The organism is Sphingopyxis sp. SE2 (assembly GCF_032227185.1).
Taxonomy (GTDB): Bacteria; Pseudomonadota; Alphaproteobacteria; order Sphingomonadales; family Sphingomonadaceae; genus Sphingopyxis.
In genome coordinates this window covers 3,112,546-3,134,265 of record NZ_JAPMXW010000001.1, presented here as the reverse complement: position 1 = coordinate 3,134,265, position 21,720 = coordinate 3,112,546, and the positions used below count along the sequence as shown (strand labels likewise).

General features: G+C 63.4%; 21 protein-coding genes and 1 pseudogene. 10 read left to right on the top strand and 12 right to left on the bottom strand.

Going from position 1 to position 21,720, the window contains the following annotated elements; all coding sequences use genetic code 11:
* The first annotated feature begins 3 nt into the window (after positions 1-3).
* The 5 genes from trbF (at position 4) to OVY29_RS14920 (ending at position 4,309) form a co-directional block, all read left to right on the top strand.
* The gene (gene trbF / locus OVY29_RS14940) at positions 4-687 is read left to right on the top strand and encodes a conjugal transfer protein TrbF (protein ID WP_077032451.1); all 684 of its coding nucleotides are present in this window, start codon (positions 4-6) and stop codon (positions 685-687) included.
* A complete protein-coding gene (gene trbG, locus OVY29_RS14935; protein WP_313911653.1) occupies positions 684-1,520 on the top strand; it encodes a P-type conjugative transfer protein TrbG in 837 nt (278 codons plus the stop codon). The genes trbF and trbG overlap by 4 nt, the downstream gene beginning before the upstream one ends.
* Positions 1,517-2,722, top strand: coding sequence for a TrbI/VirB10 family protein (locus OVY29_RS14930; RefSeq protein WP_313911652.1), 1,206 nt, complete (start codon positions 1,517-1,519; stop codon positions 2,720-2,722). The genes trbG and OVY29_RS14930 overlap by 4 nt, the downstream gene beginning before the upstream one ends.
* Positions 2,719-2,940, top strand: coding sequence for a DUF2274 domain-containing protein (locus tag OVY29_RS14925; RefSeq protein ID WP_313911651.1), 222 nt, complete (start codon positions 2,719-2,721; stop codon positions 2,938-2,940). Before OVY29_RS14930 ends, OVY29_RS14925 begins: the two co-directional genes overlap by 4 nt.
* Before the next feature lie 148 nt (positions 2,941-3,088).
* The gene (locus OVY29_RS14920; RefSeq protein WP_313911650.1) at positions 3,089-4,309 is read left to right on the top strand and encodes an aspartyl protease family protein; all 1,221 of its coding nucleotides are present in this window, start codon (positions 3,089-3,091) and stop codon (positions 4,307-4,309) included.
* A gap of 364 nt (positions 4,310-4,673) precedes the next feature.
* On the opposite strand, the gene OVY29_RS14915 is transcribed toward OVY29_RS14920, so the two are convergent.
* Both OVY29_RS14915 and OVY29_RS14910 read right to left on the bottom strand, forming a co-directional pair.
* Complete coding sequence (locus OVY29_RS14915; protein ID WP_313911649.1) at positions 4,674-5,216, bottom strand: MAPEG family protein; 543 nt, start codon at positions 5,214-5,216, stop codon at positions 4,674-4,676.
* A gap of 13 nt (positions 5,217-5,229) precedes the next feature.
* Positions 5,230-5,433 (bottom strand): hypothetical protein, encoded by a 204-nt coding sequence (locus OVY29_RS14910; RefSeq protein WP_313911648.1) that lies wholly within the window; start codon positions 5,431-5,433, stop codon positions 5,230-5,232.
* 225 nt (positions 5,434-5,658) lie between these two features.
* On the opposite strand from OVY29_RS14910, the gene OVY29_RS14905 reads away from it, so the two are divergent.
* Positions 5,659-7,044 carry a sodium:proton exchanger gene (locus tag OVY29_RS14905; RefSeq protein WP_313911647.1) on the top strand — a complete coding sequence of 462 codons (1,386 nt, stop codon included), beginning with the start codon at positions 5,659-5,661 and terminating at the stop codon, positions 7,042-7,044.
* A gap of 345 nt (positions 7,045-7,389) precedes the next feature.
* Here OVY29_RS14905 and OVY29_RS14900 read toward each other — a convergent pair whose 3' ends face one another.
* From OVY29_RS14900 to OVY29_RS14890, 3 genes are all read right to left on the bottom strand, one after another.
* Positions 7,390-7,677: a hypothetical protein gene (locus tag OVY29_RS14900; RefSeq protein ID WP_313911646.1), complete on the bottom strand. Its 288-nt coding sequence runs from the start codon at positions 7,675-7,677 to the stop codon at positions 7,390-7,392.
* A gap of 216 nt (positions 7,678-7,893) precedes the next feature.
* Entirely contained in the window at positions 7,894-9,831 is a 1,938-nt protein-coding gene (locus tag OVY29_RS14895) for a cytochrome c/FTR1 family iron permease (RefSeq protein ID WP_313911645.1), read from the bottom strand.
* A 20-nt stretch (positions 9,832-9,851) separates the two neighbouring features.
* The gene (locus tag OVY29_RS14890) at positions 9,852-10,487 is read right to left on the bottom strand and encodes a cation diffusion facilitator family transporter (protein WP_313911644.1); all 636 of its coding nucleotides are present in this window, start codon (positions 10,485-10,487) and stop codon (positions 9,852-9,854) included.
* 69 nt (positions 10,488-10,556) lie between these two features.
* On the opposite strand from OVY29_RS14890, the gene OVY29_RS14885 reads away from it, so the two are divergent.
* Positions 10,557-10,979: a helix-turn-helix domain-containing protein gene (locus OVY29_RS14885; RefSeq protein ID WP_313912068.1), complete on the top strand. Its 423-nt coding sequence runs from the start codon at positions 10,557-10,559 to the stop codon at positions 10,977-10,979.
* A gap of 48 nt (positions 10,980-11,027) precedes the next feature.
* Here the strand turns inward: OVY29_RS14885 and OVY29_RS14880 are convergent, their stop codons facing one another.
* The 7 genes and pseudogenes from OVY29_RS14880 to OVY29_RS14845 all read right to left on the bottom strand — a co-directional run bounded on the left by OVY29_RS14880 (position 11,028) and on the right by OVY29_RS14845 (position 18,291).
* Complete coding sequence (locus OVY29_RS14880) at positions 11,028-11,639, bottom strand: cation transporter (protein ID WP_313911643.1); 612 nt, start codon at positions 11,637-11,639, stop codon at positions 11,028-11,030.
* Positions 11,640-11,756: 117 nt separating this feature from the next.
* Positions 11,757-14,918, bottom strand: a complete 3,162-nt coding sequence (locus OVY29_RS14875) for a CusA/CzcA family heavy metal efflux RND transporter (protein ID WP_313911642.1) — start codon at positions 14,916-14,918, stop codon at positions 11,757-11,759.
* Positions 14,919-14,935: 17 nt separating this feature from the next.
* A complete protein-coding gene (locus OVY29_RS14870) occupies positions 14,936-16,198 on the bottom strand; it encodes an efflux RND transporter periplasmic adaptor subunit (protein ID WP_137865639.1) in 1,263 nt (420 codons plus the stop codon).
* Positions 16,195-17,238, bottom strand: a pseudogene (locus OVY29_RS24715) (TolC family protein); the annotation flags it as partial. The pseudogene OVY29_RS24715 and the gene OVY29_RS14870, both read right to left, overlap by 4 nt.
* 21 nt (positions 17,239-17,259) lie before the next feature.
* Positions 17,260-17,430: a hypothetical protein gene (locus OVY29_RS14855; protein ID WP_313911640.1), complete on the bottom strand. Its 171-nt coding sequence runs from the start codon at positions 17,428-17,430 to the stop codon at positions 17,260-17,262.
* Positions 17,431-17,495: 65 nt separating this feature from the next.
* Positions 17,496-17,834 (bottom strand): hypothetical protein, encoded by a 339-nt coding sequence (locus tag OVY29_RS14850; RefSeq protein ID WP_313911639.1) that lies wholly within the window; start codon positions 17,832-17,834, stop codon positions 17,496-17,498.
* A 49-nt stretch (positions 17,835-17,883) separates the two neighbouring features.
* Positions 17,884-18,291, bottom strand: coding sequence for a DUF3703 domain-containing protein (locus OVY29_RS14845; protein ID WP_089217538.1), 408 nt, complete (start codon positions 18,289-18,291; stop codon positions 17,884-17,886).
* Between the two features lie 348 nt (positions 18,292-18,639).
* Between OVY29_RS14845 and OVY29_RS14840 the strand changes: the two genes are divergently transcribed.
* The 3 genes from OVY29_RS14840 (at position 18,640) to OVY29_RS14830 (ending at position 21,718) form a co-directional block, all read left to right on the top strand.
* Positions 18,640-19,068, top strand: coding sequence for a hypothetical protein (locus OVY29_RS14840; protein WP_313911638.1), 429 nt, complete (start codon positions 18,640-18,642; stop codon positions 19,066-19,068).
* Positions 19,069-19,131: 63 nt separating this feature from the next.
* The gene (locus OVY29_RS14835; protein WP_313911637.1) at positions 19,132-20,439 is read left to right on the top strand and encodes a TolC family protein; all 1,308 of its coding nucleotides are present in this window, start codon (positions 19,132-19,134) and stop codon (positions 20,437-20,439) included.
* Positions 20,440-20,548: 109 nt separating this feature from the next.
* Positions 20,549-21,718 carry an efflux RND transporter periplasmic adaptor subunit gene (locus OVY29_RS14830; protein WP_313911636.1) on the top strand — a complete coding sequence of 390 codons (1,170 nt, stop codon included), beginning with the start codon at positions 20,549-20,551 and terminating at the stop codon, positions 21,716-21,718.
* Positions 21,719-21,720: the final 2 nt, after the last annotated feature.

Genomic DNA, 21,720 nt, shown 5'->3' with positions numbered 1-21,720 from the left:
ATGATTTTCCGCAGGCCCTCCAATCATTATGGGATCTCGCCCGTCCCGGTCACGCCGCATCAGCGCGCGGGGCAGGTCTGGGACGATCGCATCGGCTCGGCGCGCGTCCAGGCGAAGAATTGGCGGCTCGCCTTTTTCGGCACCCTGCTTCTGTCAGGCGGTCTCGCCTCGGCGCTGGTCTGGCAGTCGCTGCGCGGCACGATCACGCCCTGGGTGGTCGAGGTCGACAAGCTCGGCGAGGCAAGGGCCGTCGCGCCCGCAGACGCCGACTGGTCGCCGACCGATCCGCAAATTGCCTTCCATCTCGCGCGCTTCATCGAGCATGTCCGGTCGATCCCGGCCGACCCGGTGGTGCTGCGCAAGGACTGGCTCAGCGCCTATGATTTCACCACGGCTAGCGGTGCGCAGGCGCTCAATGAATATGCCCGGCTGAACGATCCCTTCGCGGAGATCGGCAAGCGACAGGTCGCGGTCGATGTGTCGAGCGTGATCCGCGCCTCCAAGGATAGCTTTCGTATCGCCTGGACCGAGCGCCGCTATCAGGACGGCAGCCTTCTCGAGACGTCGCGCTGGTCGGCGATCGTCACCGTGACGGTTCAGCCGCCCCGCACACCCGATGCTTTGCGGCGCAACCCGCTCGGAATTTTTGTCACCGCCGTAAATTGGTCGAAGGAGCTCAGCCAGTGACGCGTTTTATCTTTCTCGTGACCGCAGCCGCGCTCGCATTTCCCGCGGTTGCCGCGCCCTCCGACGTCAAGATGCAGGTCGGCCGGGCCAATGACGCGGCGCGCGTCCAGCCGGACCGTGCCACATTCCTCAACGCGATCCAGAAATATGCCTGGGCCGATGGCGCGCTGTTCCAGATTTATACGGCGCCGGGGCAGGTCACCGATATCGCGCTCCAGGAAGGCGAAGAGCTCGTCGGGCCCGGGCCGGTCGCTGCCGGCGATACGGTGCGCTGGGTCATCGGCGACACGCTGAGCGGCGCCGGTGTGTCGCGGCGCGTTCATATTCTCGTCAAGCCGACCCGCCCCGACATCATGACGAACCTCGTCATCAACACCAACCGCCGCACCTATCATCTCGAACTGCGTGCAACGCCTGCGACATATATGGCGGCGGTCAGCTGGTCCTACCCGGCCGATGAGCTGATCGCATTGCGAGCGGCCGAAACCGAGCGGGAGCGCGCTGCTCCCGTTGCGGGCGGCATCGACTTTGCGGCGCTCAATTTTGGTTATCGAATCAGCGGCGACAAGGTGCCCTGGCGCCCGCTGCGCATCTTCGACGACGGTCGCCAATTGTTCGTCGAGTTTGGCGACGGCATTGCGGAGGGCGATATGCCCCCGCTCTTCGTGCTCGGCGACAAGGATGGTGCGGAGCTCGTCAATTACCGCGTGCAAGGCCGGTTCCTGATCGTCGATCGTCTGTTCGAACGCGCCGAACTGCGGCTCGGCAGCGGGCGCGACGCGAAAAAAGTGCGGATCGAGCGCGACGACAAGCGTCGTCGGGGGCGGTCATGAGCGTGCCGGAACGGGAGGAGAAGGCAGAGCTGGCCTCCGAAACCGGGGTCGCAGAACGCGCCGTCGCGCCGCCCAGCCCAGACGGGTTCCGGCTCGAGGGCGAAATGCCATCCGTCATGCGCCTCTCACGGCGCACGCTCGCGATCATCGGTGGGACGGCGGGCTTGGCGATCGCGGGCGCGCTGTTCTGGGCGCTGCGGACGCCGGAACCCGACCGCCGCGAGAATGTCTATGAAACCGATCGCCCCAACCGCTCGGAACTCATCACGGGCGCGGTCGCGGATTATGGCGCGGTTCCGAAACTCGGGCCTCCGCTTCCCGGTGACCTCGGGCGGCCGATCGTCTCGGCGCAGAAGGACGGCGAGATGATAACGCCGCCGCCCGATCCACGCCAGCGGGCGGCGGACCACGCGCGTGAGCGCCGGATCCAGGAAAGCGACGCGGCGCGTTCGAGCAATCTTTTCCTGGCAAGCGGGGGCGGCCGTGCTTCAGCCAATGCCTCGGACCAACCTGCGCCGCCCGCGGCGCAGGCGATCAATCCGCCGGGCGCAGAAGCCCCGGCTCGCACCTTTCGGAGGGGAGATGGTCCGCGCCGGATGGACAGCGGCGAACGCATAGTCCCGCTCGCTTCACCCTATGTTGTGCAAGCCGGGAATATCATTCCGGCAGCGCTGATCACCGGCATTCGTTCCGATCTTCCGGGCCAGATCACAGCGCAGGTAACACAGAATATCTATGACAGTCCGACGGGACGCATCCTCCTGATTCCCCAAGGTTCACGCCTGATCGGGGAGTATGACAGCGAGATCGTGGCGGGACAGAATCGCGTGTTGCTGGCTTGGGATCGGCTGACCTTTCCAGGCGGCCGCTCGATCGCACTTGGCCGGCTTCCCGGGGCGGATATCGCCGGAATGGCGGGGCTTGCCGACCGCACCGACCATCATTGGGGTCATATGTTCAAAGCCGCGCTCATATCGACGCTGCTCGGCGTCGGGGCCGAACTCGGAGCGGACGACGACGATCGGCTCGTCCGCGCGATCCGATCGGGATCGCAGGATTCGATCGGTCAGACCGGGCGGCAGATCGTTGAACGGCAACTCGCCATACCGCCGACCATCACCATCAGGCCCGGCTTCGCGTTTCGGGTCATAGTGACCCGCGACCTGGTGCTGGAGCCGCTTTTCAGCAGTGAATCCCGATGAGCAAGCTGCGGCTCGGACCCATCGCCGAGGATCGGCCGGTCAAGGTCACGGTTGAACTGTCGGGCGGCGTTATGCGCGATCTTGCTGACTATGCCCGTGTGCATGCCAAGGCCAACGGGCTCACCGAGCCTTTGCCGGCCGAGCGGCTGATTGCCCCGATGATCGAGCGCTTCATGAGCGGAGACCGCGAATTCGGCAAGCTGCGGCGGCAATCCTGATCAGCATCACCTCGCAGCGGCAGAACATCATGTTCAAGGCGGACCGCGTCGATACTGGTGACCCCTTACCCAAATGCACCTTGACCCTCTACCAACTCGAGGATGTAGGATACCGGATCCGCGAACCATTCGGCCGAGGGATCGTTTTGTGAAGAAAACTCGCCTTGACGCAAAGAATATGGTCAGACGCACATTCCTCTTAGCGGGACCGGCTCTGTTCACGGGTCGATCAGGACTGGCAAAATTGTCTCAAGTGGCTCCACGTGTTTGGAATTTTGGCGCGCAGCAGCCGCATTGGAAGCCGTTAGAGGTTCGGACCGGTGATACCATTCTTGTTTCCGCGAAAGTGGGTGGATTGCCGGTACGAGCGATTTTGGACAGCGGCAGCGGCGCGACCATGCTCAGCACTACCCTGGCGGCGAAACTCGGCATTGACAAAGGTGAGCGGCGCACGATCAGCGGCCTCAGTGCCAAGGCTCCAGTCCAACTCGTGCGTGATGTTGATGTTTCATTTGGTGGCGAAATCCGGCGATTGTCCTTTGCAGTGGTTGCAGACCTCACAGCCGCTTCCGCAGCGTTCGGGCGCCCGATTGATGCTCTTTTGGGCGCCGACATGTTTGCCGGGTCCTGCATTGCTTTGGATTTCGCAAACAAGCGTCTTGCCGTCACCAAGACAGGATCGTTCCTCGGGGGGGCGGACTGGAGATGTATCGGGCTTGGGCGCGGGAGCAAGCAGGAACTGCTCATTCGAGCTTCTATAGCTGGTTTAGCTGACGTGCCGGTAATGATAGATCTTGGAAATTCAACGGCGTTGATGCTTGGCGCGGACTATGTGCGTGAGCAAGGGTTGATGCGCAGCAAGGCTGCATCAACCGTGGCGCTTGGTGGCGTCGACGGCATTAAGACAAACGACATTTTCACGACCCCGCACCTGGATATCGCTGGATTTGGTGTTCCGAACGTTCCCACGCTGGTAATGAGAGATTGGCTCCCGACCAGCACGGTAGGAAATATCGGACTGCCGCTTATCGGCCAATTCGATGCAGTGTTTGACGTGTCCGCAGAAGCTCTGTGGTTCCGTAAACTCGACCCGCATCACCGCCTTATGATGTTAAAAGACCGTAGCGGTCTTGGTTTTGCGGCGTTATCGACCGCACTTTCGGTGATACACGTGGCGGCGAACAGTCCTGCCGCGCGCGGTGGCTGGTCCGTTGGCGATCGGATCGTCGCGGTTAATGGGCATCGTATCAATGCGAACTATACCAGCGGCGATCTTTGGCGTTGGCGTTTCGGGTCACCTAAAACAATAGTCAAGCTAACGCTGGCAAGCGGGGAAGAAAGGGAGCTTGAGCTATATGATTATTACTGATATGTGGCAGTTTTCATCATTCCTGCATCAGTAGAATTAATTGAATATCATAGAACACACTGGCCTAATGAGGGCGATTTCTGCCGCAGCGTGGAGGGGCTAGTGGGGATTTGATAACTCGTTAGATTTTCTTGTTCAAACCCCGATTTCGGGTCATCCGCGCAAAGGTTCATTTGACCACCCATCGCATGGAATGCACGGCGAGCGGCCGACGCAGCTTTGAATATTCGCGGACACTCCTGGTATGGTGTCCTACACTCCGGGCGCGAGCGCCATCGCCCGTGCGGACAAGGCCGATGCCCAGAGGTCGCCGACAGCGTTCCAGGGGCTTCTGGTTATGCGACCGCGCTGCGTCCGGGCCGGTTTATCCGCCGAACAGTCGCCCGATGAGTAGCGTACCAGCGGCCAGATAGCAGATGAGCGCCGCGAGCGCGGTCGTCGCCATTCCGAACGCCCGGGCACCCGCGCCGTCGCTATAGCAACGGTAGAAGCTAAGCCGACCAATCACGAACAGCACGTCGGACGCGATCAGCAGCGCCAGCCAGCGGCCGCCCGCGATGGAAGCCAATGTCAGATGCGCACCGACACCCAGAAACGCCTGCTCCAGTGTATTTTGCAAGAAGGCGATCTTGATCGCTAGTTCGGGACTTGGCGGTCCCTTGGCTGCTCCGCCGATGTCGGCGGCCGACCGATAGCGCCCGCTCGACACCAGCCGGACTGCAACAACCACCACGGCAAAATGGACGGCGCTCGTCTGGATCGCGAATGCCAATCGCGCGCCGACCTCCGTTGGGAAGGGGATGAACTTTGGCAGGAAGACGGCGCATCCAATCGAAATTGCCGCGCACAGGCAAAAGGCCAGTTTCGACTGTTTCCTGATCTGCCGCTGCTCTGTTTCCAAGTCCATCGCTACTTCCATGTCAGCCCGGCCGCTCCGCCGTGATCAGGGCGATGGTTCCAGTTGTCGTGTGAATTCGATCTGCTTCTCGCATCTTGTCAAATCCGGCGCCCTTACGAGTCGAGGAAGCGGCCGTCCGCATTGGGTTGGGTGTCGACGACCGCTGGATGGTATGCCGAAAATGCAGCCGCATCAGGCCTCGCTGTCGATCATATTCCTGGCTCATGATCACCTCCGTAGCGAGTCGCTGAAGTAATCTGCACCCTCTGGTTGCCATGTGCCAGTTGCAATAGGGCCAACCCGGGCGTCACCCGACATCCCAGCGAGTCGGAGATTCGGTACTCCAAGATGGCGCGCCGGCTGCCCTGACTGACGCAATGACCGCTTGACCCTCCAGTTGCTATAGGTTGCATAAGGCGGGCATCATTTGGATCGAGGACAGCGTAATGACTTGTATCAGTTGCGCATCGGCAACGTCGGACACGTTCAACGATTCATGCCGGCTGCCCATATTCTGGTCCGCACGCGCAACGCAAAGCTGGCCAGCATGACAAGACCTGCCCACGGCCAAGCCTCGCTCGGAAGGTTCGCTGTCTATCTTGGTATAGCGATCGCGATAACGTTACCGGCATTGGCGCTGCGGCTGGGGGGATGGCGACCGGACCCGTTGCTTGATGCGCTGTTTTTCGGTGGTGCGATTCTAGCGGCCGGATTCATGCTCTCCTGGGGTGCGGAGGCGGCCGAAAAGCGTATCAGCCAGGGCCTCATCGTTGCGATTATCGCTTTGATTACGGTCCTGCCCGAGTATGCGGTCGATTTCTATTATGCCTATGTCGCGGGACAGAACCCCGGCTCGAACTATGTCCATTATGCGGCCGCCAACATGACAGGTGCGAACCGTCTTCTCGTAGGCTTGGCGTGGCCTGCTCTTGTGCTCATTCACTGGTTTCGTACGCGAGAGCGCCAAATCGACCTTGCCCCGGTCAACGCTGCGGAAGTCACGTTCCTGCTAATCGGGTCTATCTGGTCGTTCACGATCCTGATGCGCGACGAGATCGGCCTGCTCGATACGGTGGTGCTGGTCGCCGTCTTCGGCGTTTATGTCTGGCGCGTCAGCCACCTGCCGAAGGCGGAAGAGGACGAAGACGACGAACCCGGCCCGGCAGCGGCGCTCGTGACACTGTCCCCGGGTCGACAATGGCTCGTGATGGGTGCGCTCACGATCGTCGCAGCCGCGGTGATCCTTGTGTCGGCGGAGCCCTTTGCCGAAGCGATGGTTGACTCGGGCCGGGTGCTGGGATTTGACGAATTCCTGCTCATCCAGTGGCTCGCGCCGCTCGCGAGCGAAGCGCCTGCGGTCACGATTGCGATCCTGTTCGTCCTCTCGGGCCGCGCCGCCAACGGGCTCGCCACGATGATCTCTGACAAGATCAACCAGTGGACGTTGCTCGTCGGCATGTTGCCACTGGCGATGAGCCTTGGCGCGGGCAGTCTTTCCGCACTTCCGCTTGATGCGCGACAACATGAGGAATTTTTCCTTACCGCTGCGCAATCGCTCTTCGGGATCGCGTTGCTCTTGAGGCTTCGGCTCAACCTCTGGGGGGCGCTCGCTCTCGCCACCCTGTTCTTGGTACAGGTTGGACTGGCGCTACGCTTCCTCGGCGACGAGGCCGCCACGATTGCCACTTTGACCGGCCTTGCCTGGGCCTATCTGGCGCTGGCCATCATCGTCTTTGTCGCCAATGCAAAGTCGTTCGGTCATCTGCTGCGTGTCGGCATATCAGTCCGGCATCCCGAAACTCACGCGCTGCCTACGCCTGGACTGAGTGACGCATGAATCCGTCTGAGGATAAAGCGCGTCGTTTGCTCTTCATTCGGCAGTTGAGGTTAGCCGCTGATCACTCAATTCTGCCAGGTGGACCGACGCTCCAAATCACCCTCGAATTGCATTGAACTTGACGCCACATAACGCCGCTGCTCTCAACCTGTTCGCCAGGCGCGACGATGGAGGGCCAACGCCGTGACGAGGCAACGCCTCTCTTCAGACGCGCCGTGGCTGCGGAGCCGAGAAGCCCATTGGGGGCGGTGACCTGGACGCATGCCCGGCGGTGCGGATAACTTTCACATGTCGTCCGTTTGCATTGTAAGTATTAAGTGACGCTTGCGAGCGGTGGATACATCGTCAGGGTGAACCTGACACGATCGGGAAATTCGTGGCCCCGAGCGACATGGAGCCGATCGCGGCGGGCAAGCCCTTGAAGACCGACCCGAGCATGATGCGCGCACCATGGCGACGAAATTTCAGCGTGTCGGATAGCGGTCGAGGAACGACAGGGCGTTCGCGCTTGGCGACGTCGGGCATGTGGCGTTCTGATGCCTGGACGCGATCGCCGTCGGCGCCGACCGCCTTTTCGCCATCTTGCTTTGTGAAGGCGTCGAGCTGGCGGGCGGGAAGAAAGACGAGCACCACCTCGGACGCACAGCAGAGTTTAACGCTGAGCGTTGAGATAACGAGCGGGCGGTTATTGAGGATGGGATGGGGTGTGCCCGAGCGGCGAGGACGGACAAGGCGGTCTCAATGTGTACACATTTGGATATACGATGGATTGCGCGACAAGGCCCCGCTATGGTCCTTTATGGTCCTTTATGGTCCTTTGACGCGAAATCCGTAGTGATTATCGCTAGTCTACGCTGACGGAATGTCGGTAGCGACAGGTTGTCCGGCTCCGATGGCCCGGCGATTATACCAGAAGCCGAGGACAATGATGACCAGCGCGGCGGCTTGCATGAGGATGACTTGCAGCGTCGGATAGATACCCAGGAGCGTTACTCGAGGCCAGTTGATCACGGGTGTTACCGAGAGCATGCCTGCCTCCTGCAGCGCCGCCGTTCCCTTGCCTGCCAGTACGGCGGCGAGCACCGCCATGAGGGCGGAGCTATACGAAAAGAATTTGCCGATCGGCAGCCGCTGGCTGTAGCGGAGCATCGCCCAGGCGATGGCGGCCAGCAGGACAAGGCCGGTCAAGAAGCCGCCGAGGATTGCCCCGCCGCTGCCCTGCGATGCCAGCGCCGCATAAAACAGGATGGTCTCGAACACCTCGCGATAGACGGCGAGGAAGGCGAGCCCGAACAGGAACCAGGACGAGCGTTTCGACAGCGCCGCGCTCAGCTTCGCGTGGATATAGCGCTGCCATTGGTCGGCCTGAGATTTTCCATGCATCCAGATACCGACCGACAGGAGAATGACGGCCGCGAGTAAGGATCCGAAGCCCTCGGTCAATTCGCGGCTCGCCCCGCTGACGCCGATGGCATAGGTTGCCAGCGCCCATGTGAGGCCGCCCGCGGCAAGGGCGGCAGTCCAGCCCGCATGCACATAACGCAGCGCCTCCGGGCGTTCGGCCTTTCGCAGGAAGGCGACGATCGCGATGACGACGAGGAGTGCCTCCAGGCCCTCGCGCAGCAAGATCGTCAGGGCGCCGACAAAGGCCGATGCGCTGCTCGCCTGTTCGGGGGCGAGCACCTGCTCGGCATCAGTGAAGAGCGTGTCGAGCGCCGAAATCTCGTGGCGGACTTCGGCGACGGGCGCGCCCTTCTGGATGGCCGCGCGCACCGCGCCCATCGCAGTCTCGATCCGGGCCATGAGGGCACCGTCGCGCGAGGCGAGGAGCGGTTCGAGGGGTTCGAACCCGTCAAGATAGGCGGACAGCGCAAGTTCCCCGGCTTGCTGCCTTTTCCCGGCAGCATAGGCGGTGAAGCTCTGTTCGAGCCGCTCCCGCGCCAGCGCGAGCGATCCAACTCCCGCTCCCGTGACGGCCTGGGGATTGGCCCTGAGATAGGCCATCACGGCGTCAGCCTCCGGTTGTCCGATCTTCGCACCGAGCGCCGCCGGCGTCGTTGCCGTCAGGGTAGGCATGTCAGGCACCAGGCGGCGGACGGACGCGTCGGATTGCCAGATCCGCTCGCCCTGCGTCGTATCACGGAAAGCGAAGCGGCCGCTGTAGAAGGCAAGCGCCCAGCGATCTGCGGCAGGAAGGTCGGCGAAACTTTGCATTGCCGTGCCGTCGAGGCCTTGCTCGATCACCTGGTAAAGCCCGAAGATGCTGCGTTCGCGAGCGCGCGCCACATCGGAAAAGGCGACCGGCGGTGGATCGAGCCTCGCTGCATCGGGGCCGCGGCCATCGCCCGACATGCCGTGGCACGATGCGCAATTCTGCCCATAGAGAGTAGCGCCCCTCGCAAGATCGGGGTTTCGCGCCGGCGCAAGCGGCACCGGATAGGCGTTGAGCAACGCCGCCGCGACCGAACGGGCCTGCCGTGCCACTTCTTGCGGGCTTTCCTTGGCGACAACGGCGGCTTTCAGCCGCTTCGCATTAGCCAGCAACTGCGCGCGCGCGCCGTTGGGCGGCAGCGTCGCAATTTTCGCGGCGGCCGAATCGGTGAACTCGAGCATTTCGGCATATTCGGCCTCACTGATAACACGGCCGTTATGCACCGCACCGCTATAGTCCACCGCGACATAGTCGAGGAGGCGCCAGGTCGTCTGCACTGCCGCTGTATCGGCGCGCGCCACGACGGGAAGCAACATCAGCATGGCGAGCAGGATTGCCGCAGCGCGCCGAAGCATTGAATGTGCGTTCACCTTAGTTACGCCGGCGAAGGGCGCAGTTCGGCGCGTGCGTTGCGCACGATCTCCGTTGCCGAATGCAGGAATAGAAGGGCGATAACAGCCGCTACCAGAAGGTCGGGCCAGGCGCTGCCGGTCCAGCCGACCAATATGGCGGCGACGATGACCGCGACATTCGCGATCGCATCGTTACGGCTGAACAGCCAGATCGCTCGAACATTGGCATCGCCGTCACGAAATCGCGAGAGAACCAGCGCGGCGGTAACGTTGACGGTCAGTGCGACGACGCCAATGCCCCCCATGAGTTCCGCTTCCGGGGCCTCGGCGTTCAAGGCCCGAGCGATTGCATAGGCAATCACCCCCAGCCCGAGTGCGCCGAGGAACAGTCCCTGGGTCAGCGCGATCCGGGCCCGGCTTGCAGCGGACCACCCGAGCGCCAGCAATCCCATCAAAGTGATCGAACCGTCACCGATGAAGTCGAGCGAATCCGCTTTCAATGCCTGGCTGTTGGCGATGAAGCCGCCGACGATCTCGCACACGCCAAAGCCGAGGTTGAGTATCACCACGATCCACAGGGCCCGACGATAGGCGGGATCATGCTCGGCACGCACGGTATCGCCGGTACAGCCGCAGCTACTGTCGTTGCTTTCACTCATCCCGCTGTCCTACATTCTCCAGTAACTGTAGAAGCAAGGCATTTCTTGTGACATGGTGATGAGGTGAATATGGGCAGCGAGGTAGGATTTCCAATCGGAGCGCTGGCGAGCCGGACCGGCACCAAGGTCAATACAATCCGTTTTTACGAGGACATCGGGCTTCTGCCACCCGCGGCGCGCACCGCCTCCGGACGTCGCAGCTATGGTGCCGACGATGTCAGGCGCCTGGCATTTATCCGGAGTGCGAGGGGACTGGGATTTTCGATCGACGAAATTCGTTCACTTACTGCACTCGCGGCAGGGCCCGAGCAGGACTGCGCCGAGGTTCGGGCTCTGGCGGCGCGGCATTTGCTTGACGTCGACGAGCGTCTGGAACGCATGGCGCGCCTTCGCGCAGAACTCGCCCGGATCGTCCAGCTTTGTGAGGGCGGCCGCATATCCGATTGCCGGGTGATTGAGGCGATTGAGGCGACGCCGCCGTCCGCAGTCTAGCGGCGGTCTCGTTCGCACTCCATCATTCGGTCTTCACCTTGGTATTTCTCAAGTTGAGGGGTCGTCGCCTGCGGCGCTGCGAGTCTCCTTCCAGGCATCGCGCACAATTTCGATACCGCCCTTGACGGCAATCAGCGCCGTGGCGAACCCGACGACCAAGTCGGGCCAGTTCGTTCCGAGCCACCAGACGAGGACGCCAGCGGTCAGGATGCCGCCGTTCGAAACGAAGTCGTTGAAACTGAAGGTTGTCGCCGCGCGAAGGTTGACGTCGGGATTCTGAATGCGCTGAAGCAGCTTCAGGCAGGCATAGTTCACGACCGCCGCGACCGCCGACATGATCATCATCGTCGGGCCGATCGGTTCGCTGCCTTCGAAATAACGGCGTCCGACATCGAACAGGACGCCGGCTGCAAAGATCAGCAGCATGACGCCCGACGCTGTGGCAGCCCGGGTTTTCCATTGCAGGCCGTGGCTGAGCGCAACGAGGCTCAAGGCATAAACCGCGGCGTCGGACAGATTGTCGAGCCCGTTGGCGATCAGCGCGCTCGAATCGCCGAGCGCGCCGGTTACAAGGAAAGCGATCGCAATCGCCGCGTTCAGGATGAGAACGATCTGGAGCGTTCGCTTTTCGCGATCGCTCCCGGATGCTTTTTCTTTCATTACGAGCTCCTCAATCCTCACCATCCCTAAGAGGAGGCGGAACCCTTTTGGGTTCCGTCCCAGTCAGCACTTCCGGTTGCCGTCGACAGGGGGGAGTGACGGCCATCCGGGAAGGTCTCAGCCTGCAGGGCTGGACACGCCGCTCGGGCGCGTCAATTCTTCCTCTTCGGCCTTCGCGGTCCGTCGATGGACCAAGAGGTAAAGCGCAGGCAGCACCAGCAGCGTCAGGATCGTCGATGAGATGATCCCGCCGATGACCACGGTCGCCAGCGGCCGTTGCACCTCGGATCCAGCCCCGACATTGAGCGCCATCGGTACGAACCCGAGCGACGCAACCAGCGCGGTCATCATCACCGGCCTGAGGCGGGTCAGCGCGCCCTGGCGGATTGCATCGACGAGCGCCTTTCCGCGTTCGCGAAGATCCTTGATGAAGGATAGCATCACCACGCCGTTGAGCACCGCGACCCCGGAGAGTGCGATGAACCCGACGCCCGCCGAGATGGAGAGCGGAATGTCGCGAAGCGCCAGCGCCGCGACCCCTCCCGTCAGCGCCAGCGGCACGCCCGAGAAGACGATGGCCGCGTCGCGAACCGACCCGAACAGCATGAACAAGAGGCCGAAGATCAGCAGCAGAACGAGCGGCACCACGATCTGGAGGCGCTCGGTCGCCGACTGGAGCTGCTCGAACGTCCCGCCATATTCGATATAATAGCCGTCGGGCAGCACGACATCGGCTTCGACCTTCTGGGTCAGCTCGTCGATGAATGAGCCGAGATCGCGACCACGGACATTCGCCGTGATCACCGCGCGGCGCTTGCCGTTCTCGCGGCTGATCTGGTTCGGCCCAGCCGCGAGCGATATCTCCGCCAGCTCCGAAAGCGGCACGAAGCCGCCGGCCGGAAGCGCAACGGGGAGATTGCCGAGCGACGCGAGGTCGGTGCGAATGGCCTCGGGAAGCCGGACAATGACGTCGAAACGCCGGTCGCCCTTGAAGAGCTCGCCCGCCTGCCGCCCGCCAGTCGCGGTCGAAACCGCATCCTGGACCGTCTCGATGCTCACGCCATAGCGCGCAAGCTTGTCGCGATCGGGCGTGACCGAAAGCATCGGCAGGCCGGTGACCTGTTCGAGCTTCACGTCCCGCGCGCCCGCGATCCCGCCGGCTACCTCCTCGATCGCCTGCCCCGATTCGAGCAGTTGATCGAGATCGTCGCCGAACAGCTTGATCGCAACGTCGGCGCGAACGCCGGCGATCAGCTCATTCATCCGCATCTTCACCGGCTGGGTGAACTCATAATTATTCCCCGGCACTTCGTTCACCGCCTTGTTGAGCTCGGCGACGAGCTGGTCGCGCGGCTTTCTGGGGTCGGGCCACTCCTTCCGGTCCTTGAGCATGATGAAATTGTCGGCGACCGACGGCGGCATCGGATCGGTCGCGACCTCGGGCGTGCCGATCTTCGCGAACACCCGCTCGACTTCGGGGAACTGCCTGATTCTCTTCTCCAGCGCCTCCTGCATCGCGATCGACTGGGTCAGGCTCGTTCCGGGAATGCGCATCGCGTGCATCGCAATATCGCCTTCGTCGAGGTCCGGGATGAACTCGGACCCGAGACTGGTCGCCGCCACGCCGCTCAACGCGACAAGCGCCAAGGCACCAGCCAGCGCAGCCTTCGGCCAATTGAGGACGAGTTCGAGCATCGGGCGATAGCCCTTGCCGAGACCGCGCATCAGCCAATTCTCCTTCTCCTCGACCTTGCCGGTAACGAAGAGCGCCACCGCGGCCGGAACCAGGGTGAGCGACAGGAGCAGAGCGGCCGTGAGCGCGAGAACGACCGTGATCGCCATCGGGTGGAAGGTTTTGCCCTCGACGCCCTCGAGCGCGAAGATCGGCAGATAGACCGCGGTGATGATGATGATGCCGAAGATGCTCGGCTTGATCACCTCTGCACTCGCCGAGGCGACGAGACCGAAGCGTTCGTCGCGATCGAGCAGGCGCCCGAGCCTGTGCTGAGCCTCGCCGAGCCGGCGGAGGCAGTTCTCGACGATGATGACGGCCCCGTCGACGATGAGGCCGAAGTCGAGCGCGCCGAGGCTCATGAGGTTCGCCGATGTCCGCGTCTGGAGCATGCCCGTCAACGTCATCAGCATCGCGACCGGGATGACCGCCGCCGTGATCAACGCCGCGCGGAAATTGCCGAGCAGCAGGAAGAGGATCACGATTACGAGCAGCGCGCCCTCGGCGAGGTTTTTCTGCACCGTCGAGATCGTCCGCTCGACGAGCGCGGTGCGATCATAGAGCGGCTTGGCAACGACGCCCTTCGGCAACGCACGCGAGGCTTCGACGAGACGTTCAGCCGAGGCCTGCGCGACCACGCGCGGATTCTCGCCGATCAGCATCGAGACCGTCGCGAGGACGACTTCCTTGCCATTTTCCGTCGCCGCGCCTGTGCGGAGCCCCGAACCGATCGCGACATCGGCGACGTCGGCGATCCGGATCGGAACCCCGCCGCGAGTGGTGACGATGATCTGCGACAGGTCCCGCTCATTATTGGCCTGACCCGGCACGCGGATCAGAATCTGTTCGCCGCTGCGCTCGACATAACCGGCCCCGCGATTGGCATTATTGGCCTCGAGTGCGGTGACGACATCGTTGAGCGAGAGATTGAGCGAGGCGAGCGAGGCCGGGTTCGGGGTCACATGATATTGGCGGGCGTAGCCGCCGATCGTATTGATCTCGGCGACCCCCGGAATCGTGCGCATCTGCGGCCGGATGACCCAGTCGGACATCGTCCGGAGGTCTTCCGCCGTATAAGGCGTGCCGTCGGGTTTTCGCGCGCCCGGTTCGGCCTCGATCGAGAACATGAAGATTTCGCCGAGGCCCGTCGAGATCGGGCCCATTTCGGGCTCCATCCCGGGTGGAAGCTGGCCGCGCGCGGCCTGGAGCCGCTCGTTGACCTGCTGGCGCGCGAAATAGATGTCGGTCCCGTCCTCGAAGACGACGGTGACCTGGCTCAGGCCGTAGCGCGAGATCGATCTGGTGTAGTTGAGGTTCGGAATGCCCGCGATCGCGGTCTCGATCGGATAGGTGATGCGCTGCTCGGATTCGAGAGGCGAATAGCCTTCCGCCTTGGTGTTGATCTGGACCTGGACGTTGGTGATGTCGGGAACGGCGTCGATGGGCAATTTGGTCGCGCTCCACGCGCCGATCGCGCAGAGGAGCGCGACGACCGCGAGGACGAGCCATCGTTGCCGGATCGAAAAGCCTATGGTTCTGGCTAGCATGTTATCCTGCTCCCCGATCAATGGTCGTGGCCCGCGCCGGACTTTTCGATGTCGGCGCGAACGAGGAAACTGCCCTTGGTGACATAGGCGGTGCCGGGCTTGATGCCCGACAGGACCTCGGTCCATTCGGGCGACGAACGGCCGAGCTTCAGCATCCGGACCTCATAGTCCTGCCCGAAATTGGCATAGACCACCTTGAAGTCGCGGAAGGGCTGGATCGCCTCGGTGCGCACGGCGAGCGGCACGGTGACGGGGTTGACCATCACGCGGCCGCGCAAGGCCATGCCCGGGCGGAGCGTTCCCGAGCGGTTCGGGATGGTCGCGCGGATGAGCGCGGTGCCCGCCTCGACATTGCCGTCGGGCAGGAACTGCCCGAGCGGCGCAGTCGCGATTTCGGCGCCGTCCTGCGTCTCCACGGTCACCCGCATGCCCGGACGGATAATCGCGAGGTCGCGGGGGAAGATGTTGAAGACGACCGTTGTCTGCGCCGGGTCGGTGACCACATAGAGTGCACGCCCGTCGGTGACGTCGCCGGGGTTGGCGTTGCGCTCGGCGATCACGCCGCCGACCGTCGCATAGACTGGATAGACCTGGAGGCTCTCGCTGGACTCGATGCGCGCGAGAAGCTCTCCGCGGCGGACGCTGTCACCCACCGCCTTGGTCACCGAGACGACGCGGCCGGGAAACTGGCCGCGAATTTCGGAGCGGGCGGTCGGAGACAATTGGACGGTGCCGTAGAGTTCGCGCATCTCGCCGACCGTCGCCGGTCCGACGACCGCGGTTTCGATGCCTCCGGCCTTCGCGGCGTCCGCCGCGATCCGCGTGCGGCCTTCGGGGTTCGCATATTTCCAGACGTGCCGCTTGCCGCCAGTCACCGCGACAACCTCGACGTCGAAGCTGTGCGGTTCGGTGACGACACCTTGCCCTGCGAGGAATTTGCCCTGCGGGCGGAAGGTGAAGCGATCGACGTCGCCGCCAAGCCGCGTGAGCGTGATGGCGAGCTGGACATCCTTCGGGTCGACCGGCTTGCCGTCCCGCGTCGCGAAAACGCGGAATTGCGGCTCGGTGCCATTCTCGAAGATCGTGACCTCGACCGCGAAATCGCCATTCTTGAGCAATTTGCCGCCGTTCGGGCCCTTGGCATCTTCCTCGCCTTCGCCCTCGGCGTGGCTTTCGCCTTCTTCATGCTTGTCTTCGCCCTCGGCTCCGCCGCCGCAGGCAGCGAGAGGCACGGCAAGGAACAGCGCCGCAGCCGCGGCGGGAAATGGAAACTTCTTCATGGAATATTCTCCGCAAGGGGAGCCGCATCGAAGCGGCCGGTCAGGCGATCGATCTCCGCGAGCAAATCGCGGTAGCGGCTCATGGCCTCGGCCCACTGACCCTGGATCTGGATGATGACGTCGGCGGCATCCTGTACGTCGGCGAACAGGAACCCGCCGCGGGCATAGCCTTCGCGCACCTGGCCGAGCGTCTTCACCGCCTTCGGATAGACGTCGTTCATGATGCCCTCGGCCCGGACGCGTGCGGCGTCGGCGTCGGCGCGCAGCGACGCGAGGCGCCGCAGCCGCTCGAGCCGGCTCGCTTCGGATTGGAACTCGAGCTGCCGCCGTTCGGCCTGCGCCCGGGCGATATTGCCCTGATTGCGGTCGAACCGTCCGAGCGGGATCGAGATTCCGCCGAGAACGGCGACATCATTGGTCTCGCGAAGGAAGCGAGTGCCGCCCGACACCGTATAGTCCTGATGCGCACGGCTTTGCTCGACGACAACCTGTGCCCGGGCGCGGTCGACGGCCGCGTCGACGACGGCCGCATCGGCCTCGGCGAGCGGCAGATCGCGCGGATCGGGCTTCTCGATCCCCTCGGCAATGACGAGGCTATCGGGGGTGCCGCCCCAGAAGGAGGTAAGCAAGGCGCGTGCGGACTGCCGTTTCGCCTGGGCTTCCTTCAGGGCCAGTTCGGCTTCGAGGATGCGGGCATCGGCGCGCGTCTCGACGAAGAGCGGATCCTTGTAGCCGCGCACGCGCCGGATCGCTTCGGTCCGCATCTCCTTTTCGAGTTTGACGCGATCCTCTGCGATCCAGACCATCTGCTCGGCGATCTGGGCGTCAATATAGGCGCGCTGCACTTCCTGGGCGATGTCGAGCCGGACGAGCCGCCACTGCGCCTCGGCCAGAACGACCCCGCGCTCGGCAAGTGCCATCCGAGCCTCCCGCTTTCCGCCGCGTTCGAGCGGCTGCGAATAGGTGACGGTCAGTTCCGACTGTCGGAACAGGCCATAGCTGCCCGTGCCGACGCCATTGTCCATATCGACCGAGACGGTCGGATTGGGACGAGCGCGGGCTTACAGCTGATCGGCACGCGCGGCGTCGACCCCCGCTTCACCCGCTCTGAGCTCGGGCGATGCAGCGATGGCCCGCTCGACCGCCTGGTCGAGCGTTAGCGGCTGGGCCCAAACGGACCCCGCCAGCAGCGCAGCCCCGGCCAACAGGGCGGCGCGCATATGGATATGCATGAATGATCACTCCTGAACGGTTCGACTGAGCGCAGGCCGGAAAGGGGCCGCGCGGCAGGCGTCGTTCAGGCGAGGGGAGGGTTCAGGGGAGGAGCGAGCGCGCGCGAAGCGAGGCGCGTCGCGGGCAGCACGAAGTGGAGGCCGCCGGAAAAACAGGATAGATCGTCATGACCCGAAATGGCCTGATCAGATGCGACCGGACAATTGTGGTGACTGCCGTGGAGGTCGGCGTCCTGCTGACCCTTTGAAGAGTCCTTATCCGACGCATGACTCGATTCGGCATGGTAGGAAAGATGGGAATCCGACGCATGGTGCGCCATGCCAGCCATCGCCGGTGCAGAATTGTGGAGCCCGCTGAGCAGCAGGATGAACACAAGCAACAGGCGAAGGAGAGCGCCGGACATGCGCGCGCCCCTAACAGCGAATGGCCTGTTCCGAAAGTCCAAATCCGGATCAGCCCTTCCGGCCCGGCCTTTCCACGAAGGACCGGGCCGCTTCGATGAGCGCAGATAACTCACCGGGAATCGGCATCGGCATGAAGGCACTCACGCCGGCGCGCCCATTATTTCCGGCAGGAAGTCGGCCCGTCAGCGAGCCCAACAGGACGAGCAGCAAGCGCGCCGCCTGGCCAGCAGTCTCCTTCCAGTTCCCCAGCATCATAGCGTAGCGGAGCATGTGCCAGTGCGAGGCGAGGTGGGCGCCCATATAGGGCTGACTGAGAATATGCTCCCATTCGAGCGCTTTCCACGCGCCGGCCCGATCTCCGATCCGGCGCGCTTCGTAAAAGGTGCGATATTGTTCGCGCAGCAACGGCAGGACAAGGGCCTTGTCTAGGCGCTCAGGTGTTGGCTTCGTCGTCATGGTTTACCCCATCTCGTCTCGGAAAGGTTTGTGCATCCTGTAGTAGATACAGGGTCAAGCCCCTCATGTTCGTGCGAATGTTTTTCGGGGCCCGTGGCCGATATCGCTAATGGCTGTATGAGTGAGAATCTGGCCGAAGAAAGCTGTACGGCACCGAGGAAGAGGAAATTGAGATTGATATTGGAGCGATAACGAAGCACCATATCAGCAATATTGCGGTTAACTCCGGATTGTTGTACAATTTTTTTGTTTAAATTGCCGCAGATGCAAGTATAATCTGAAATTGTACATGGCAATACATTGGCCATGTGATAACATTACAGGTGTGGTTCGGCGGGTCGAAGGGCCATGCCGAAGTTGATTGAAAATCTTCTGCTTTCCATCGCGCCGTTTCGATGCTACGGGCCGTTTCCAATGCGACGGGTGCTCCTCCTCTTTTTGGCATTTCTTTTTGCATCCGGGACGGTCGCAGGGTCGCTCGCGCACGCGACAGAAGATCGGGCCGAGGCCGGCCTTTTCGTTGCAGCGATCGAAGCCGACTGCGTGGCCGCGCCAGCGACCGAAGATGTCGATGCCAACGGGAAGAAGACCTCGCCGAGCGACAAGCAGCAGATTCCTGCCGCATGCCATTGTTGCCACGGCCATCATTCGGGCGTGCCGGCTGAAACACTGACGGCATCGGCCGAATTGCCGGGCACCCAATCGCACGCGCGAATGTTATCGGCCGCTTTGCCTCCCGCTGCTTTCCCCGGGACGTTCCGCCCTCCAATCGCCTGACGCTCTAGGTCTGCGCGCCGTCTGCACGCGCCTCTCCCTGGAAACGTCAGGAGTCTCTTTTTCATGAAATCCATAGTTGTCGCCGCGACTCTTGCGGCGCTCGTTGCAGGCGCAAATGCCGCGTCCGCCGCTGCCCATTCGGCAGGGACGGAGCTGGTGGGTCCGCCTTCGTCATCCGGCGAGGCGGTTCGCACCGGCCCGCTTCCCGCCCGATTGTCCCTCGCACAGGCGATGGAGGAGGCCGATGCGCGTTCGCCGCGCGTGGTTGCCGCCGAGGCCGAAGTGGCGGCGGCGCGCGGTCGTCAGCGTCAAGCCGGCTATCGCTTCAACCCGACGCTCAACGTCGACGTCGAGAATTTCGCAGGCACAGGTCCCTATTCGGGGTTCAACGGCCTCGAAACAACAGTTTCGGTAGATCAGCGGCTTGACCTTGGTGGCCGCCGCCGCGCGCGCATGACGCTTGCCGACGCGGAACTGCTGGCCGCACAATATCGACTCGAGATTGCACGCGCGGATCTCGCACTCGACGTCCGCAACCAGTTCGCAACTGCTATCGCTGCGCGCGACAATCTGGTGCTCGCGCGCGAGAATGAGGTCCGGGCGCGCGAACTCGTCCGCGTCGCGCAGGCGATGGTCGATACGGGCAATGAACCGCCGGTGCGTGCGTTCCGTGCCAATGCGGCGCTTGCACAAGCGACCGCCGAGCTGCGCACGGCTGAAGCCGACGAACGGACCGCGCGCCGCTCGCTTGCCGCCCTGCTCGGCAGTTCGGTCCCACCGGCCGAACTGGCCGATGGCGACGTGTGGGTGGTGCCGGCGTCGGTGGACTCGCTTGCTACGCTCGACGTTCGTCTCGCCGAAACCGAACGGCTCATCGCCGAGGCCAGGCTCCAGGGCCAGCGCGCCGACGGTCGTCTTGACCCCTCGGTCGGCTTTGGTGTGCGGCAGCTTCGCGAGACCGGCGACCGGGCGCTTATTGCCAACGTCTCGGTTCCGCTCCCTGTCTTCGATCGCAATCGAGGCAACATCTCGGCTGCAAGATCCGATGTCGCGGCCGCCATCGCGCGGCGCGAAAACGCGGTGATCAACGCGCAGGCGGAAATTGCCAACGCCCAAGCCGAACTCGAAGCTGCCGAAGCGCGCCTTGCGGCGCTCGAAGGTAGTGGCATCGAGCAGGCCCGCGAAGGAGTACGACTCGCCGAACTCAGCTATCGCGCCGGCAAGTCCTCGCTCGTTGAGTATATCGATGCCCAGCAGGCCTATGCCGCGACGCAGGCCGAACTGATCGCCGCGCGCCGGGCTAGGGCCGAAGCACGCGCGATCCTGTCGCGCCAAGCCGCCGCCGATGGCGACGCGGACCATCAGCCATGAGCGCGCCCAACCTTCCAGCGGGCATCGACTCTCGCATCGCCTTCCTTCCCAATCAACAGGGGTGCGCCGCCGGTCGGCGCGCAAACCGCATCAACAGCGGAGATAGAATATGATCACCAAGGACAAGCGTCTCCTCGGCACTGTCGCGGGCGCCATGATACTCGCCGCCGTCACCGGTTTCGGCGTCGCACGCTGCACCGCCGATCCGGCGCCTGCGCCGGCCGCCGAAGGCGAAGCGGAAGGGGCGAGTGAGACCCTTCCCAGCAGCATCGCCATTTCGCCCGAAGCAATCAAAGCCGCCCAGATCGGCGTTGAGACGATCGGCGCGGGGGGGCTCGGTTCGGAAATCATCTCGCAAGCCACTGTTGCCGCGTCGCCGAGCGGCGAGGCCATCGTCACCGCCCGCGCGGGCGGGGCCGTCACCCGCGTCTTCAAGCGGCTTGGCGATCCAGTCAGCACTGGCGAGACGATCGCCATTGTGCAAAGCCGCGACGCCGCCCAGATTGCCGCGGAACGTACTTCGGCGGAGGCGCGTTCGCGTCTCGCGCAGAAGAATCTTGAACGCGAGCGCAAGCTGTTCGAGCAGAAGGTGTCAGCGCGCGTCGACTATGAGCAGGCGCAGGCCGAAGCAGCCGCGGCGGCCGCCGAAGCGCGGCGTGCCCAGCTTTCGGCGAGCGCCGCGCGCGTCTCTTCGGATGGCGGGAGCGTCATCGTCGCGAGCCCGATTACGGGGCGCGTGACGGCGGAAAGCGTAAGCCTTGGTGCCTTTGTTCAGCCTGAGACCGAGCTCTACCGCATCGCCGACCCCAGCAAGGTGCAGATCGAGGCGGCGGTCGGTCCAGCCGATGCACAGCGGCTGTCGCCCGGAGACCGCGCGATCATCGAACTGCCCGACGGGCGGACGATCGATGCGCGCGTTCGCGCGGTAACACCTGGCCTTTCGGGCGAAACTCGCTCGGCAACGGCCGTGCTCGATGTCTCGGGTTCGCTTCAGCCGGGACTGGCGGTCCGGGTTCGCTTGCTTCCCAGCCGAGGTGCCGAGACGGGCGGTTCTGCCCGTATCGTGATCGCCGACGAGGCGCTCCAGACACTTGAAGGCCGCGACGTTGTCTTCGTGCGCACCAAGGAAGGCTTCCGCGCGCAATCGGTAACGGTGGGTCAGCGCAGCGCGGGCCGCGTCGAAATTCTTTCAGGCCTCAAACCCGGCCAGATCGTTGCGACCAAGAACGCATTCCTGCTCAAGGCCGAACTCGGCAAGGGCGCGGGCGAGGAGGAATAAAC